A 14,326-nucleotide genomic window follows, 5' to 3' on the forward strand; every position below is an offset into this window, starting at 1 on the left:
GGTCTACGTCCGGAAGTGCGAGGCGCCGTTCAGATCGAGGACGGCCCCTGACGCCCAGACGGCCTCAGGTGAGGTCAGGTAGAGCACCGCGTTCGCGACCTCTTCCGGTGTGCCGACCCGGTGGAACGGACTCTGGTCGCGGATGCTGTCGCCGGCGGGCCCGGTCAGCTTCGGAGTCTGCCGCTCGGTCGCGATGAATCCGGCGGCGACCGAGGTGACGGAGATGCCGTGCGGGGCGAGCGAGGCTGCCATGGTCTGGCCGAATGCGTGCAGTCCGGCCTTCGAGGCGGCGTAGGCCGGATGATCCGGCTCGCCGCGGAATGCGCCGCGCGATCCGATGTTCACCACGGCACCGGGCCTGCGCTGATCGATGAGGTGCTGGGCGACCAACATCGTGATGTTGGCCGCGCCCACGAGATTCACATCGATCATCTGACGCCAGGCCTGCTGCCATTCCGTGTAGGACGTGCCGACGGCCGGGTGACGATTGCCGACATTCGGCGCGACGGCGGCGTTGTTGACGAGGATGTCGATCGATCCCAGCGTGGAGACGGCGGTCGCGACGATGGTCTGCGCGGCCGCGGCATCGGCGATGTCTCCGCGGACGAGCACGTGGCCGCTGCCTGGCAGCGAATCCAGCGTCTCCTGCGCGGCAGCGGCGTCCGAGCCGAAATGCACGGCTACGACGTCGCCGCGCCGTGCGAGGGCCTGCGCGATAGCCCGCCCGATGCCCCGGGAAGCGCCGGTCACGAGAGCGTTGGTCATGCTCGATCCTCGATTCCGCTGTCCTCGGCTCGATGCCGTCCTCGGCGCGGCACAGTGCGCCGAGGACAGCATCGCAGAGAGGGGTCTCAGTTGCGGTAGCGATCCAGTCGCATCTGCGCGGTGGCTTCGTGCGCGGCCATGCCCTCCGAAGCTGAGATCGTGACGACGGCGTCGGCGAGCAGTGGCGTCGCCTCCTTCTCGATGCGCTGGTAGGTCAGCGGCTTCAGATAGCGAGAGACCGAGAGCCCGGCGCTGTGCTTCGCGCCGCCTGCGGTGGGCAGTGTGTGATTCGTGCCGGCCATGCCCTTGTCGGAGTAAGCCACCGTGCTCCACGGGCCGAGGAAGATCGAGCCGTAATTGCGCAGAGCGTCGTGGTACCACGCGTCGTCGGCGGTGATGACCTCGAGATGCTCCGGGGCGAGATCGTCCATGAGCGCTGCGGCGACCTCGCGGCTGTCGGCCACTGTGACCGAGCCGTAGTCGCGCCAGGCCGGGCCGCAGATGTCGCGAGTAGCGATGGTCGTCAGCTGACGCTCCACAGCGGCGATGACGTCGTGACCATGCTGCTCGTCGGTCGTCACGAGTGCTGCGGGCGAGTTCGGCCCGTGCTCGGCCTGCCCGAGAAGGTCCGCGGCGACGAGCTCGGGAGAAGCGGTCTCGTCGGAGAGGACGGCGACCTCGGACGGTCCGGCGAGCAGGTCGATCGCCACCCGCCCGAACAACTGGCGCTTGGCCTCTGCGACGAAGGCGTTGCCCGCGCCCACCAGCATGTCGACGGGAAGGTCATCGATGAGTCCGAATGCCATGGCGGCGAGCGCCTGGACTCCACCGATCAGGAACACGCGGTCGGCGCCGGAGACGTGGGCGGTGTACAGGACGGCGTCGTTCGGGCCGCCGTCGGGCTGAGGGGGAGTGCAGGCGATGACGTGCGGGACGCCGGCGGCTTTGGCGACGCCCACGGTCATGAAGGCGCTGGCGGTGAGGGGGAAGCGTCCGGCGGGCATGTATGCGCCGACCCGGCCGACCGGGATGTAGCGGACTCCGGTGCGCAGCCCCGGGACGAGCTCGACCTCGAAGTCGGTGTGCCCCGCACGCTGATGCTTGGCGAAGGCCTGAGTGCGCTCCGCTCCAAGCTCGATGGCTTCGCGAAGGCGGGGGTCGATGCGGTCGCCACTCGTGGCGATGTCCTTCGCCGAGATCTCGAAGTCATCGCCCTCCCAGCGGTCGAGTCGCTTCGCGTAGTCGCGGACCGCGTCGAGGCCGCGCTTCTCGATGTCGAGCAGCATGGCGGAGACCGTCTCGACGACCTGGGGGTCACGCTGTGCAGCGGGGACGTCCAGAGGTGTCTTCAGCCGCGTGAAATGGCCGTCGTGCATCTTGAGAACCGGATCAGTGAACTTCATGATCAGAGGTTAGGAAGCAACCGCACACCTGCACAACGAGGGCATCAACTCTGGAATGCATAGGATGAGGCTATGACGATCACGCAGCTGCGCGCCTTCGTGCACGCCGTCGCCGGAAAATCGTTCACGGCGGCTGCGGAGGCGCTCGGCGTGTCCCAGCCGACAGTGTCCGCGCTGGTGCGCAAGCTCGAGGAGCACCACGGAGTGGCTCTCTTCATCCGGACGGGTCGAAGCCTCACACTGACGGCCGCAGGCCAGGAGCTGCTGGTGTGGGCGCGTCAGATCGTGGAGTCCGCGGGGCAGGCGGACAACGCCATCGCCGAGCTTCGTGGCCTGCGGCGAGGTTCGATCTCACTCGGCGTGCTGCGCAACGCCAACTTCTACTTCCTGCCCGAGATGATCGAGCAGTTCCACAGACTGCATCCCGACGTCCGGCTGCGCCTGTTCGGACAGAACTCGTTCGAGGTGGTCGAGGGCGTGCGCGAGGGCACGCTCGAGGCTGGCATCGTCGTGCTCCCGGTTCCGGATGCAGAGCTGGAAGTCTTCCCGCTCATCCGTGACGAGGTCCTCTGGGCGAGCGCGGATCCCTCCCATGTCGCAGCGCCGGTGACGATCGAGCAGATCGTCACCCGACCGGTGGTGCTCTATGACGCGAGCTACAGCTGGAACGACCCCACGCGCCGCCAGCTGAGCGAGAGAGCTCAGGAGCGTGGGCTTCGATTGCAGCCGCAGGTGGAGGTCGAGTACCTGGAAGCGGCGCTCGAGCTCGTCGTCCGCGGAGTCGGAGACACGATGGTCTCGCGGGCGGTGACGCAGAGCAGCAGCTTCCCGCGTAGCGTGCACGTCGTGCCCTTCGACGTCCCGATGTACGACACGATCGCGTTCATCCGTCGCAGGAACAGCGTCCTGTCGCCGGCGATGCTTGAGCTCATCGAGCTGGTCAGCGGGCTCCTGCAGCGGCGGGCGCCCGCAGAGGACCGACTGCAGCGCGCGGTTCCTCGCCCCGAGTAGGTGACCGGCTGGCGAATCGCGAACCGGTCACCGACGGAGCGGGACTCAGTTCTCGTCTTCGATGTCGTCGTCCACGACGCTCAGCGCCTCGGTCTCGGGCGTCGCGAGGAGCCCGGAGCGGCGCAGCAGCGCCCTGGTCTTGCTGTGTCGAGGATTGCCGAACACGCTCTCTGGCGCGCCCTGCTCGACGATGAGGCCGCCGTCCATGACGACGATGCGATCGGCGATCTCCCGGGCGAACTGCATCTCGTGAGTGACGATCATCATGGTCGTGCCGCTCACCGCGATCTTCTTGATGACCGCGAGCACCTCGCCCACGAGCTCCGGATCGAGCGCGGAGGTCGGTTCGTCGAAGAGCAGCACGCTCGGCTCCATGGCCAGCGCCCTCGCGATCGCCACCCGTTGCTTCTGGCCGCCGGAGAGGCGTGACGGGTAGTTCGCCATACGGTCTTGCAGACCGACAAGTGCGAGAGCCGGTTCGGCGAGTGAGCGTGCGGCGGCCTTCGACATCTTCTTGACATCGAGAAGAGGTGCCATCACGTTCTCGAGCGCCGTCTTGTTCATGAACAGGTTGAAGTGCTGGAAGACCATGCCGATATCGGTGCGCTTGCGTGCCGTCTCTCGCGCCGACTCGGGTGCGAGGACCCCGTTGCGCTCCCGGTAGCCGACGAGATGGTCGTTGACCAGGATACGACCGGCATCGATCAGCTCGAGCTTGTTGATGCAGCGCAGCAGTGTCGACTTTCCCGAGCCGCTGGAACCGATGACCGCGACGACTTCGCCCGGTGAGACATCGAGATCGACGCCCTTGAGCACCTCGAGCGTCCTCCGGGTGTCCTTCCTGCCGATCATCCTCTGCCAGAGGGTCGGCTTCTCGCCGATCTCGAAGCTCTTGTACACGTCCTGGATGCTGATGACGGGATTAGGCACGGGCTCTCGCCTTCCTTTCAAGAACGATGACGAGGCGGGACAGCGGGAGCGAGAGCGCTAGGTAGAGCAGTGCCGCGGCCGTGTAGATCTCCACGGTCTGGAACGTCTGGGCGTTGACGGTGTTGGCTGTCTTCAGGATCTCCGACACAGCGATCACCGATGTCAGAGCGGTGTCCTTCACCATCGCGATGAAGTAGTTGCCGATCGGGCCGAGGGCGATCTTGAACGACTGCGGAATCACGATCCGCCACAGGGCCTTTGTCGGCGTGTATCCCAACGAGAGCGCGGCTTCGGTCTGACCGCTGTCGACCGCGAGGATCGATGTGCGGTACACCTCTGAGAGGTAGGCGGCGTAGTTCAGGCCGAGTCCGATGATCCCCGCCGAGACCGGATCGAGCTGAATACCGATGACCGGCAGCACGAAGTAGATGTAAACCAGCTGCACGAGCAGCGGAGTGCCGCGCAGGATCTCGACGAAGACCGTCGCGATGGTGCGCAGTGCCCAGTTGTGCGACAGCCTCGCCAGCGCGACAAGCAGCCCGAGGCTCAGCGCCAGCGCCATGGCTCCGATGGCGAGCTGCGCGACGACGGGGATCGCCCTGATAAGGCTGGGGAAGACGCCGAGGACATTCTGGATGAACTCCATGGAGTTCCTTTCATGGGGCGGTCGGTGGGCATCGAGATGCCCACCGACCGGTCGTCACTCGGCGATGTTGTCTTCGTTGAGACCGTACTTCTGCAGGATCTCGAGGTACTTCGGCGAGGCCTTGAGATCTGCCAGTGCGCCGTTCAGTTCGGTGATGAGCTTCTTGCTGTCCTCATCCTTGCGGAAGGCCGCGGCGATCGTCCCCGGGAAGTACGGCTCGTAGGGGGTGACCAGCTTGACCTTGTCGTTCGGGTTCTGGGTGAGGGCCCAGGCGACCACGGCCTGATCAGTGAAGGCCGCATCGACCTGCTTGTTGGCGACGGCCTGCAGCATGTTCGCCTGCGAGTCGTACATCTTGATGTGCGACTCGGCGGTCAGCTTCTGCGCGATCTCGAGGTGCGTGGCGCCGGTCATGACGCCGATGGTCGTGCCCTTGGCATCATCGCGGGACTTCAGCGTGGATCCGGACGGCACGACCATGCCCTCTCCCTGGTAGTACCAGGTGTCCGAGTAGGCGAGGGTTTTCTTGCGCTGGTCCGTGACGTAGAGGCCGTCGGCGATGAAGTCAGCCTTCTTCGAGAGCACGGTCTGCGGCATCGTCGCGAAGTCGGTGACGACGACCTCGATCTTCCAGTTCAGCTCGTCCGCCATCGCCTGCAGCATGTCGCCGTCGACGCCGGTGAGCTTGTCGGTCTTCTCGTCGATGAAGGAGAACGGTGCGTCGTTGGAAGTGACGATGGTGACAGTCCGTGCACCGCCAGCCGCCGAGGGGGTCGATGTGCCGCCTGCACTGCACGCACTGAAGACGAGGGTGGCCGCCGCGAGTGCGGCGATCAGGGCGGCGTTCTTGCGGATGCTCATCGGGTTGAACCTTCCTGTTGGGCGAGGCTGCATCGTTGCGGCAGGTGCTGATCAGTTTCAAGAATGCGGGATCAATGGACAAGACCCCAATTCACTATGCAAGTCATAGTGTTCGACTATGGCGGGAGCGTGCGGGAGGGCGGGGCAGTTCTCACGAGGGCCGGAGCAGCCGACTCAGCCGAGCAGGCTCGGGAACCGGCTCAGCAGGTCTGCGCCGTCCACCGATGACGCCAGCACCATCTTCTCGGTCGCGGCGTACTCGCTCGCGTCGAAGTAGCCGGATGCTCGGTACACCGCCATGCGGTCGGCGAAGTCCTGGGGCGACGCCTCCGGGTGGAACTGTGTCGCATACAGGCGGTTGCCGACGCGGTACGCCTGCACCGGGCAGGCATCGTTCGTGGCGAGCAGCACCGCGCCCGGGGGCGTCTCAGCGGCGGACTCCTTGTGCGCGGTGAACACCGACATCTCGGGCGCGTTCGGCCCGAACAGGGCATCAGCCGCACCCGCCTCGGTCAGCCGGATCCGTGCGGCCTGGACGCGCTCGGGATGATCCATGGTCACCTCGCCCCCCAGCATCCGCGTCACCACGCCGATGCCGTAGCAGGTGAACAGTGCAGCCGCCTTGCCGTCGATGGCGCGGGCGGCGATGCGCTCGAGGTCGCGCTCCACGACCCGCTGCTCGTCGCCTTTGTCGGCATCCGTGACGTTGAACGGCGACCCGCCGATCACGAAGCCGTCGTACTGCTCCCACTCGACCGTCTCCAGTGACGCGTGCAGGAGATCGAGTCGGTCGAGATCCCGGATGCCGAGATCGCGCGAGAAGGAGCGGTGCTCGGCATCCGCTGCACTGCGCTCCGGGCGCACGCAGACGTAGAGCACCGAGGACATGCGACGAGTCTATTCGGCGGGTTTGACGGACACCGGGAATAGGCGTCATCATGTGACGTTGAAGTTGATAGAACTGCACTCAAGTCTGAGAGGAAGCGAAATGCCCAACGACTTCAACCAGGCGGGTTCGGGCTCGTTCGACGAGTTCCTCGCCCGCTACCTCGCCGGTGAGCAGGCCCGTCAGGGTCGGTCGATCGACCTCAGCCGGTTCCTCACCGCGCGCACCCAGCAGATCCTGCAGAGCGCAGGACGCTTCGCGCTGGAGCGCGGCCAGACCGAACTGGACGCCCTGCACATCCTGCGGATGATCGTCGAGGATGACAGCGTCTCGGCCGCCATCGAGCGCATCGGGGTCGACCCGTCCGCGATCATCACCGCCGTCGAGGCGCGCCTGCCGCAGCACCGCGGCACGGCCGATGTGGATGCCGCGACCCTCACTCCCAGCGCCTCGCGGGCGCTGTTCCACGCCTACCAGGTCGCCCGCTCGTCGGGTTCGACGTACATCGACCCCGACCACCTGTTCTTCGCCCTCGTGCTCGGCCAGGACGTGCCCGCCGGGCAGATCCTCGGCCGCGCCGGCGTCACCGCCGAGGCGCTCACCCAGGGCCTGCGCGAGCCTGTTCCGGCCGGCGAGTCGCCTCAGCGCGAAGCCGCTGACCCGGCATCCGAGACCCCCATGCTCGACCAGTACGGACTCGACCTCACCGCGCGCGCCCGCGCCGGCGAGCTCGACCCGGTGATCGGCCGGGCGAGCGAGATCGAGCAGACCATCGAGATCCTCAGCCGCCGCACCAAGAACAACCCGGTGCTGATCGGCGAGGCCGGCGTCGGCAAGACGGCGATCGTGGAGGGTCTGGCCCGCGCGATCGTCGACGGCACCGTGCCCGCGCAGCTGAAGGACCGCCGTGTGGTCGCCCTCGACCTGCCGGCGATGCTCTCCGGCGCCCGCTACCGCGGCGACTTCGAGGAGCGGCTGACCAAGACCATGGACGAGATCGCCGAGCACAAGGGCGAGGTCATCGTGTTCATCGATGAGGTGCACACGGTCGTCGGCGCAGGCGGCTCCGGTGAGAGCGGCGGGATGGACGCCGGCAACATCCTCAAGCCGCGGCTGTCGCGGGGCGACCTGCACCTGGTGGGTGCGACGACGCTCAGCGAGTACCGCCGCATCGAGAAGGACCCGGCGCTGGAGCGCCGCTTCCAGCCCGTGAAGGTCGCCGAGCCGCTGATCGAGGATGCTGTCCGCATCCTCGACGGACTGAAGCCCGCCTACGAGGAGCACCACGCGGTGTCGTACACCGACGAGGCGATCCGCAGTGCGGTCGAACTGAGCGCGCGCTACCTGCCCGACCGGGTGCTGCCCGACAAGGCGATCGATCTGATCGACCAGGCGGGTGCCCGGCTGCGGCTGCGCCTGGGGCTGGTCACCGACATCGAGGCGCTGGCCGACGAGCTCGTCGACCTGGAGATGCGCAAGGACATCGCCGTCGGCGCCGAGCACTACGAGGAGGCCTCGCGCCTGCGCGACGAGATCGCCCGCGTGCAGGCACGGATCGACGAGGTGGACGTGCCGTCGTCCACGAGTGCGGATGCCGTGGTCGACGAGCCTGAGATCGCCGCGGTGATCTCGCGGGCCACCGGCATCCCGGTCAGTCGTCTCACCGAGACGGAGCGGGAGCGGCTGGGCGACCTCGAGGCAGACCTGCACTCCCGTGTGATCGGTCAGGACGACGCCGTGGCTGCCGTCGCGCGCTCCGTGCGGCGCAGCCGTACCGGCATGGGCGACGCCAACCGCCCGGTCGGATCGTTCCTGTTCCTCGGGCCCACCGGTGTCGGCAAGACCGAGCTGGCGAAGGCCCTGGCCGACCGCCTCTTCGACGACGAGACCGCCGTGATCCGCTTCGACATGAGCGAGTTCGGCGAGCGGCACACCGTGTCGCGCCTGGTCGGCGCCCCTCCCGGATACGTCGGCTACGACGAGGCCGGACAGCTCACCGAGCGCGTGCGGCGCAACCCGTACTCGATCGTGTTGTTCGACGAGATCGAGAAGGCGCACCCCGACGTGTTCAACCTGCTGCTGCAGGTGCTCGACGACGGGCGTCTGACCGACGGGCAGGGTCGCACGGTCGACTTCCGCAACACGGTGATCGTGATGACCTCGAACATCGGCTCGGAGTTCCTCGCGTCGCGCTCGGGTGCGCTCGGCTTCGTATCCTCGCACGATGCCTCGGGCTTCGCCTCGCAGGAGGACCTGCGCGCCCGCGTGATGGGCAAGCTGCGTGAGGCCATGCGGCCCGAGTTCCTGAACCGGATCGACGAGATCGTCATCTTCCAGAAGCTCTCGCGTGAGGAACTCGGTCAGATCGTGCGGCTGATGCTGCAGGCGACCACCAAGCGGCTGGCCGGCCGTGAGATCGGATTCGACGTCACGGATGCCGCGGTCGCCTGGCTCGGCGAGCACGGGTACGAGCCGGAGTACGGCGCCCGGCCGCTGCGCCGGCTCATCCAGCGCGAGGTGGATGACCGCATCGCCGACCTGCTCGTCTCGGGCGGCCTGGCCGACGGCGGCGCGGTGCGAGTGGATGTCGTCGACGACGGCATCCGAGTCGATGCACGCGTCGATCTGGCATCCGCCGCCTGACTCCAACACCCGTCTATATGGCGCAAACCGCCCTGGATTCGTATGAATCGGGGCGGTTTGCGCCATATAGACGGGCTTGTATCGCTCGGGTCAGCGGTGGCGAAGCGGGACCATGTTTCCGCGGCGGCGGGCCGTGCGGAGCAGGATGATCGAGGCGATCGTGCAGACTGCGATCGCGAACAGGCTCCCCTCCGGACCGAACGCGCCACCACTCAACCAGTCCGGACCCGAGGTGGTCGCCGCCACGAGCGAACCGGCCATCTCGCTGCCCGAGGTCACGGTGCCGAAGAGCGCGACGATGGCGACGTTCCAGCCGAAATGCAGTCCGATCGACAGCCACAGCGAACCCGTCGCCAGATAGGCGGCACCGAGCAGGAGACCCGCCTCGATCGTGATCGCCAGTGCGCCCCAGAGCGTGGCGTCGGGGTTGAGCAGGTGGATGAGTCCGAAGAGTGCCGACGAAACCGCGAGGGCGAGCCAGGTTCCCCAGCGCTGCTGGACGAGCCGGAAGATGATGGCGCGGAACAGCACCTCTTCGGCGATCGCCACGGCGACCATCGTGCCGATCACGGCCAGCGCGCCGCTCAGCGAGCCCCAGCCGGTGATCCGGTAGCCGCCGAACAGGGCCATCAGTCCGATCGTCACGGCCGCCAGCAGCACACCCGCCGCCACTCCGGTCAGCACGCGTCGCATCGCGGACGGCGCGGCGAGCTCGATCACAGGGCGCTTCTCCAGTCGGCGGACACTGACCCGGTAGAGCCAGAGCACGAGCACCCCGAGAACTGGTCCGATCAGAAGTGCGGCGACCGGGTTCTGCAGCGCGGAGGTGATCGCGCCCGTCGCGATCATCACGACGGCGAAGCCGACGATCATCAGCGTCGCGGTGAGGGCCGGGCGGATGCGCCGGCCCGCATCGGGATGGGCGCCGGCAGTGCGGCGGGTGTCGGTGTGTGCGGTTTCCATCGGATGCTCCTCGTGCGTTTCTGCGGACACGAGAACGCTACGGAGCAGCGCGGTCCGGGCACATCACCCCGGAGAGCGCATCTGTCTCCCACCGGGGAGGGATGCCGAAGGGGCGGCTCTGGCTCCGGGGTACGAGTCAGGCGCTGCTGTACATGTGGCACACATGGTCGCTCTGCGCATCGCGGACGCGGCCATGTGTGCCACATGTGCGTCGGAATGATCGGTCAGCGCGAGGAGTTCGCGGTGCGGCCGCGGACGATCCCGACGAACGCGTCGACATCGGGGGTGGTCGCATCGATCGGCCACGCCAGCGCGACCGTCGAGGTGCGTCCGCCCAGCAGGGGGCGGTAGTCGGCGTCCTTGCGACGGTGGAGGCGGGCGAGTGACATGGGGACGACGAGGATGCCGACGCCGGAAGCGACGGTCTCGACGGCATGCTCCGTGGTCGGTATCGTCGGGAAGTTCGGGGCGGCGGTGGGCAGATCCAGCGGACCCAGCACATCGTCACCCGGGGTGATCAGCACCTGGTCGACAAGATCGTCGGCGGTCAGCTCGTCGGCGGCCAGCAGGTGCGAGTCCTTCGCGGCCACCACCACGGGGACCTCGTCGTAGAGCGGGATGACGTGCAGATCCTGCGTGCGCTCGAGCGGCAGGCGCACCAGTGCGAGGTCGAGGTCGTCGAGGCGTTCGCGCTGATCGGCGAAGGAGATCGGCACGAGCTCGAGCTCGACGTGCGGCATCCGCTGCTTCCAGGCATCGACCCACTTGCCGGGGGTGGTGCCGGGGACCAGGCCGAGGCGCAGCGTGCGCGGCTCCTCCGCAGGACCCGGCATCGGCTTCTGGGGGGCGGGCTTCTTCTGGGACGGCTTCTGGCCGGACTTCTGAGGTGCGCCCTTCCTCTGCGCGGGCTTGCCGGGGCGCGGTCGTGCGGGGCGTCGCCGGTCGTTCCTCATCGCATCAGCGTATCGGCGACCGGGTCGTGGATGCTGTGCGGTCAGCCCGCAGGACGGATCGCGACGCAGCACTGGCCGGCGTGCGGTTCGCCGTGCGCGTGCAGGTGCGGGCAGTCCATCCCCTCGAGGATGCCGCCGATGAGGGCGAGGTTCGCCGAGCAGACCAGCTCGGTGTGCTCGCGGGCGAGCGAGTCGAAGGGACAGTTCGCGAGGGTCAGCGCGCCGTCCTCCTCGCGCGGCTCGAAGCCCTGCGCGGCCAGTACTCCCGCGACGCGATCGAGATCGTCCGGTGCGCCGGACGCAGGAGCGGATGCCGCGATCACCCGGCCCTCGTCGCGGGCGACCTCGGCGACCGCCTCATCCAGAGCGGTGCCGCCGGCCGCACGTTCGATGGCGCCGGCCAGCAGGTGGCCGACCAGGTCGTAGCGTCGCTCGGGAAGCGACACCGAGATGGTCTGATCCACCCGTCGGTAGAGCTTCGACGGCCGGCCTGCGCCGGGGCCGGAACGCCCGGTCAGGCGGCGGAACTCGGTCTCGAGCAGCCCCGCCTCGACGAGCTTGTCCAGGTGAAAGCGCGCCATGTGCGGGGCGATCCCGACGGCATTCGCAGCGGACTCGCGGCTGACCGGCTCGGGCTGCCCCGCCACGTGCTCGTAGAGCGCTCGCCGGGTGTCATCGGCAAGGGTCCCGATGCTCGAGACCTGTTCGGTGATGTCCATGGTGACCTTCTAAAAGAAGAACTACTTGCATTTAGAACAGACTGCTTCTATGTTCGATAGTAACTTCTTTTAGAAAGGTCGGCAGGAAAATGGGTGGTCAGAGCGAGGCACGATCCGCATCGATGCAGAACGGCGATCATCTCGCGTTCCTGCTGCTGCGCACGGTCTTCACCGTCGCGCCGATCCTGTTCGGACTCGACAAGTTCATCAGGATCCTCACATCGGATTGGGAGCGCTACCTGGCTCCCTGGATGAACGACATCATCCCCGGCGACGCTCGCACGGGCATGCTCATCGTGGGTGTCGTCGAGATCATCGCCGGTGTCCTGGTCGCCTTCCTGCCCAGGCTCGGCGGGCTGGTGGTGGCCGCGTGGCTGCTCGGGATCATCATCAGCCTGGTCAGCGTCGGCGGATACCTCGACATCGCCCTGCGCGACTTCGGGCTGCTCGTCGCGGCCCTGGCGCTGTCCTTCCTCGCTGCGGGCCAGGGCTACGGGTGGCTGCGGCGACGCAGCTGAACACGCCGCATCAGACCGACCGCGCCGGTGATGAGCACCAGCACTCCGACCGACAGCAGTGCAAGCGCGGTGATCGTGCCGGGGTTCAGCGAGGCGAACCAGTCGGTGACGTCGCCGCGTCGACCGACGCTGCTCAGCATCCAGATCCCGAACCAGGCGATCGCGGCGAAGCACGCACCCCACACGATCGCCGCCCAGCGGGTGCGGGGCAGAGGAGCGGATGCCGTGGGCTCCGCGTCTGCGGAGACACTCGCGGACTCTGCCATCGGCGCATCCTCGAAGCGACGCGTCTCGGTCAGATCGGACGTCGGCACGATCGGGTCGGTGCTCATTCAGGCTTCTCCTCGTCGGTGCGGGTGGAATAGATCACCAGGATCTGTCCGGATTCCTGGTCGATCGTCACGGGTACCGTCAGCATCGTCTGCGAAGCCTCGGTGTTCGAGGGATCCGGCGCAGATGAGACGGTCTCCCGGTAGAGGGTGCTGCCGTCCGCTTGCGGTATGCCGGTGAAGTCCCCGGTGGTGGTGGCAGCGTCTGCATCCACTTCATAGCTCTGCCAGCGCACGCTGCCGTCGGCGAGCGTTGCCGTCAGCCGCAGTTCGACGCCCTCGCTCACGAAGATCTCGGTGTAGCCGGTGCCCTTGTAGAGCACCACCGGCTGCGAGCGCACATCCTTCAGATTCTGCAGGTGGATGCCCGTGTTCCCGAACGGCTGTCGGATCGAACTGTCGTCGGAGTTCGAGAGATTGGTGTCACCGAACCGCACGTTGCCCACTGATGCCGCGGCACCCGTGATCGTCCCCGCGATCAGCGTCGCGACCGCGACGAACGCGAGGAATCCACTGCGCCGGCGGGCGACGCCGGCGACGATCATGCCGAAGGCCAGCACGAGCGCGGCCGTGAACAGCGCCATGCCCGCGGTCGCGGCATCCGGATCCTGCGACCAGAGCCAGACGGCGGTCGCGGCAACCAGTGCCCACGCCGACGACGGTGGCGACATAGGCGAAGCTCGCGCGGGGGTTGGAGGCGCGACGGATGCGACGACGCTGAGCCGCCTCGGCGGCGAAGGCGGCCGCGGTCGACTGCCGTTCCGCACGTGCCTGATCGCGGGCCGCCTTCTCGGCATCCTGCTGCTGCTGGCGCCAGGCCTGATCCTGCTGCTGCCAGGCGGCGTGCTGCGCACGCCAGGCGTCCAGCGCATCGGCATCCGCCGGCTCGTCGGGAGGCTCGGGGAGGAGGGAGGATGCCGGCGACGTACCCTCCGTACCGGCATCCTCCTCTCGGATCTCCGCGTCGACGGCGGCTCCCGAATAGCCGGCCGGAGCGGAGGGACGAGGGGACGTCGAGACCGCTGGCCCTTCGACAGGCTCAGGCACCGTTCGCGGATCCGACGAGACACCCCCCGGAGCGCGGCGCGCGGCGCGCACGATCAGGACGAGCAGGATGCCGACCAGCACCAGCCCGATGACGAACAGGAAGGCGCCGAACCCGCTGACCCCGTACGACTGGTACGAGTACGGGTTGAGGAAGCGCTCGACCAGGAACGGGCCGGAGACCGGTGCGATCGTCAGCAGCCCGACCACGAGACCGCCGAGGATGCCGAGCTGCGCCGGTTCGAAGCGGCCGCGCAGCAGCTCGCGCAGGTGGATGCGCCCGTCGGGATCGGGCAGCAGCGCCCAGGCGGCGGCGTACAGGAAGATGATCGGCAGGCCGAACAGCGCCGCCACCACCAGGATGCCGCGGATGACGAGCGGGTCGATGCGCAGCCGGGAGGCGATGCCGGCGGCGACGCCGCCGATCCATCCGTCCGAACGGGCCAGACCGAGTCCGGCGACCCACGCGAAGAAGCGGTCGGAGCGCTGCGACGATGCGGGGCGCTGCGTCTCGGGCGGTGGTGGGAGAGTCGGAAAGCTCATGCTCCGATCCTGTCTGTCGCCGGGAGCCGGTCGCTATGGGGTGATCCCCTGACTCGACCCTGAACCTGGTTCGCGGGCCCGCAGAAGTGTGCCGGTGGGTGATTGGATGGCG

General features: G+C 67.7%; 15 protein-coding genes. 3 read left to right on the plus strand and 12 right to left on the minus strand.

All coding sequences use genetic code 11. The features are described from left to right. Window positions 1–3: 3 nt before the first annotated feature. Entirely contained in the window at window positions 4–765 is a 762-nt protein-coding gene (locus tag QF046_RS15500) for an SDR family NAD(P)-dependent oxidoreductase (RefSeq protein WP_307371516.1), read from the minus strand. 86 nt (window positions 766–851) lie between these two features. Continuing rightward, the gene (hisD, locus tag QF046_RS15505; RefSeq protein WP_307371519.1) at window positions 852–2,168 is read right to left on the minus strand and encodes a histidinol dehydrogenase; all 1,317 of its coding nucleotides are present in this window, start codon (window positions 2,166–2,168) and stop codon (window positions 852–854) included. A 72-nt stretch (window positions 2,169–2,240) separates the two neighbouring features. Between hisD and QF046_RS15510 the strand changes: the two genes are divergently transcribed. Then, entirely contained in the window at window positions 2,241–3,179 is a 939-nt protein-coding gene (locus QF046_RS15510; protein ID WP_307371522.1) for a LysR family transcriptional regulator, read from the plus strand. A 45-nt stretch (window positions 3,180–3,224) separates the two neighbouring features. On the opposite strand, the gene QF046_RS15515 is transcribed toward QF046_RS15510, so the two are convergent. The 4 genes from QF046_RS15515 to QF046_RS15530 form a co-directional block, all read right to left on the minus strand. Then, window positions 3,225–4,031 carry an amino acid ABC transporter ATP-binding protein gene (locus tag QF046_RS15515; RefSeq protein ID WP_307372877.1) on the minus strand — a complete coding sequence of 269 codons (807 nt, stop codon included), beginning with the start codon at window positions 4,029–4,031 and terminating at the stop codon, window positions 3,225–3,227. 70 nt (window positions 4,032–4,101) lie between these two features. Then, window positions 4,102–4,755, minus strand: a complete 654-nt coding sequence (locus tag QF046_RS15520; RefSeq protein WP_307371524.1) for an amino acid ABC transporter permease — start codon at window positions 4,753–4,755, stop codon at window positions 4,102–4,104. Window positions 4,756–4,809: 54 nt separating this feature from the next. Continuing rightward, a complete protein-coding gene (locus QF046_RS15525; protein WP_307371526.1) occupies window positions 4,810–5,616 on the minus strand; it encodes an ABC transporter substrate-binding protein in 807 nt (268 codons plus the stop codon). Window positions 5,617–5,790: 174 nt separating this feature from the next. Beyond that, window positions 5,791–6,504, minus strand: a complete 714-nt coding sequence (locus QF046_RS15530; RefSeq protein WP_307371528.1) for a GMP synthase — start codon at window positions 6,502–6,504, stop codon at window positions 5,791–5,793. Between the two features lie 100 nt (window positions 6,505–6,604). On the opposite strand from QF046_RS15530, the gene QF046_RS15535 reads away from it, so the two are divergent. Further along, on the plus strand, window positions 6,605–9,145 hold the full coding sequence (locus tag QF046_RS15535; RefSeq protein WP_307371530.1) for an ATP-dependent Clp protease ATP-binding subunit: 2,541 nt from the start codon (window positions 6,605–6,607) through the stop codon (window positions 9,143–9,145). A 90-nt stretch (window positions 9,146–9,235) separates the two neighbouring features. Here QF046_RS15535 and QF046_RS15540 read toward each other — a convergent pair whose 3' ends face one another. From QF046_RS15540 to QF046_RS15550, 3 genes are all read right to left on the minus strand, one after another. Next, window positions 9,236–10,108, minus strand: a complete 873-nt coding sequence (locus QF046_RS15540) for a CPBP family intramembrane glutamic endopeptidase (RefSeq protein ID WP_307371532.1) — start codon at window positions 10,106–10,108, stop codon at window positions 9,236–9,238. 224 nt (window positions 10,109–10,332) lie between these two features. Next, window positions 10,333–11,061: a LysR substrate-binding domain-containing protein gene (locus tag QF046_RS15545; protein ID WP_307371534.1), complete on the minus strand. Its 729-nt coding sequence runs from the start codon at window positions 11,059–11,061 to the stop codon at window positions 10,333–10,335. A 41-nt stretch (window positions 11,062–11,102) separates the two neighbouring features. Beyond that, window positions 11,103–11,780 (minus strand): metalloregulator ArsR/SmtB family transcription factor, encoded by a 678-nt coding sequence (locus QF046_RS15550; protein ID WP_307371536.1) that lies wholly within the window; start codon window positions 11,778–11,780, stop codon window positions 11,103–11,105. A gap of 122 nt (window positions 11,781–11,902) precedes the next feature. On the opposite strand from QF046_RS15550, the gene QF046_RS15555 reads away from it, so the two are divergent. Then, window positions 11,903–12,298: a hypothetical protein gene (locus QF046_RS15555; RefSeq protein ID WP_307371537.1), complete on the plus strand. Its 396-nt coding sequence runs from the start codon at window positions 11,903–11,905 to the stop codon at window positions 12,296–12,298. Here the strand turns inward: QF046_RS15555 and QF046_RS15560 are convergent. The 3 genes from QF046_RS15560 to QF046_RS15570 all read right to left on the minus strand — a co-directional run bounded on the left by QF046_RS15560 (window position 12,271) and on the right by QF046_RS15570 (window position 14,214). Next, a complete protein-coding gene (locus QF046_RS15560; RefSeq protein ID WP_307371539.1) occupies window positions 12,271–12,630 on the minus strand; it encodes a hypothetical protein in 360 nt (119 codons plus the stop codon). The genes QF046_RS15555 and QF046_RS15560 overlap by 28 nt on opposite strands. Further along, window positions 12,627–12,968 (minus strand): hypothetical protein, encoded by a 342-nt coding sequence (locus QF046_RS15565; protein WP_307371541.1) that lies wholly within the window; start codon window positions 12,966–12,968, stop codon window positions 12,627–12,629. Before QF046_RS15565 ends, QF046_RS15560 begins: the two co-directional genes overlap by 4 nt. Before the next feature lie 82 nt (window positions 12,969–13,050). Then, window positions 13,051–14,214, minus strand: a complete 1,164-nt coding sequence (locus QF046_RS15570; RefSeq protein WP_307371542.1) for a PspC domain-containing protein — start codon at window positions 14,212–14,214, stop codon at window positions 13,051–13,053. Between the last annotated feature and the right edge of the window lie 112 nt (window positions 14,215–14,326).

This window comes from Microbacterium sp. W4I4, from assembly GCF_030816235.1.
Classification (GTDB): Bacteria; Actinomycetota; Actinomycetes; order Actinomycetales; family Microbacteriaceae; genus Microbacterium.

Coding starts and splice junctions, on each gene's coding strand:
- QF046_RS15530 (WP_307371528.1), bottom strand. CDS start 6,504: ATGTCCTCGGTGCTCTACGTCTGCGTGCGCCCGGAGCGCAGTGCAGCG.
- QF046_RS15560 (WP_307371539.1), bottom strand. CDS start 12,630: ATGAGCACCGACCCGATCGTGCCGACGTCCGATCTGACCGAGACGCGT.
- QF046_RS15515 (WP_307372877.1), bottom strand. CDS start 4,031: ATGATCGGCAGGAAGGACACCCGGAGGACGCTCGAGGTGCTCAAGGGC.
- QF046_RS15535 (WP_307371530.1), top strand. CDS start 6,605: ATGCCCAACGACTTCAACCAGGCGGGTTCGGGCTCGTTCGACGAGTTC.
- QF046_RS15520 (WP_307371524.1), bottom strand. CDS start 4,755: ATGGAGTTCATCCAGAATGTCCTCGGCGTCTTCCCCAGCCTTATCAGG.
- QF046_RS15540 (WP_307371532.1), bottom strand. CDS start 10,108: ATGGAAACCGCACACACCGACACCCGCCGCACTGCCGGCGCCCATCCC.
- QF046_RS15500 (WP_307371516.1), bottom strand. CDS start 765: ATGACCAACGCTCTCGTGACCGGCGCTTCCCGGGGCATCGGGCGGGCT.
- hisD (WP_307371519.1), bottom strand. CDS start 2,168: ATGAAGTTCACTGATCCGGTTCTCAAGATGCACGACGGCCATTTCACG.
- QF046_RS15555 (WP_307371537.1), top strand. CDS start 11,903: ATGCAGAACGGCGATCATCTCGCGTTCCTGCTGCTGCGCACGGTCTTC.
- QF046_RS15550 (WP_307371536.1), bottom strand. CDS start 11,780: ATGGACATCACCGAACAGGTCTCGAGCATCGGGACCCTTGCCGATGAC.
- QF046_RS15510 (WP_307371522.1), top strand. CDS start 2,241: ATGACGATCACGCAGCTGCGCGCCTTCGTGCACGCCGTCGCCGGAAAA.
- QF046_RS15570 (WP_307371542.1), bottom strand. CDS start 14,214: ATGAGCTTTCCGACTCTCCCACCACCGCCCGAGACGCAGCGCCCCGCA.
- QF046_RS15545 (WP_307371534.1), bottom strand. CDS start 11,061: ATGAGGAACGACCGGCGACGCCCCGCACGACCGCGCCCCGGCAAGCCC.
- QF046_RS15525 (WP_307371526.1), bottom strand. CDS start 5,616: ATGAGCATCCGCAAGAACGCCGCCCTGATCGCCGCACTCGCGGCGGCC.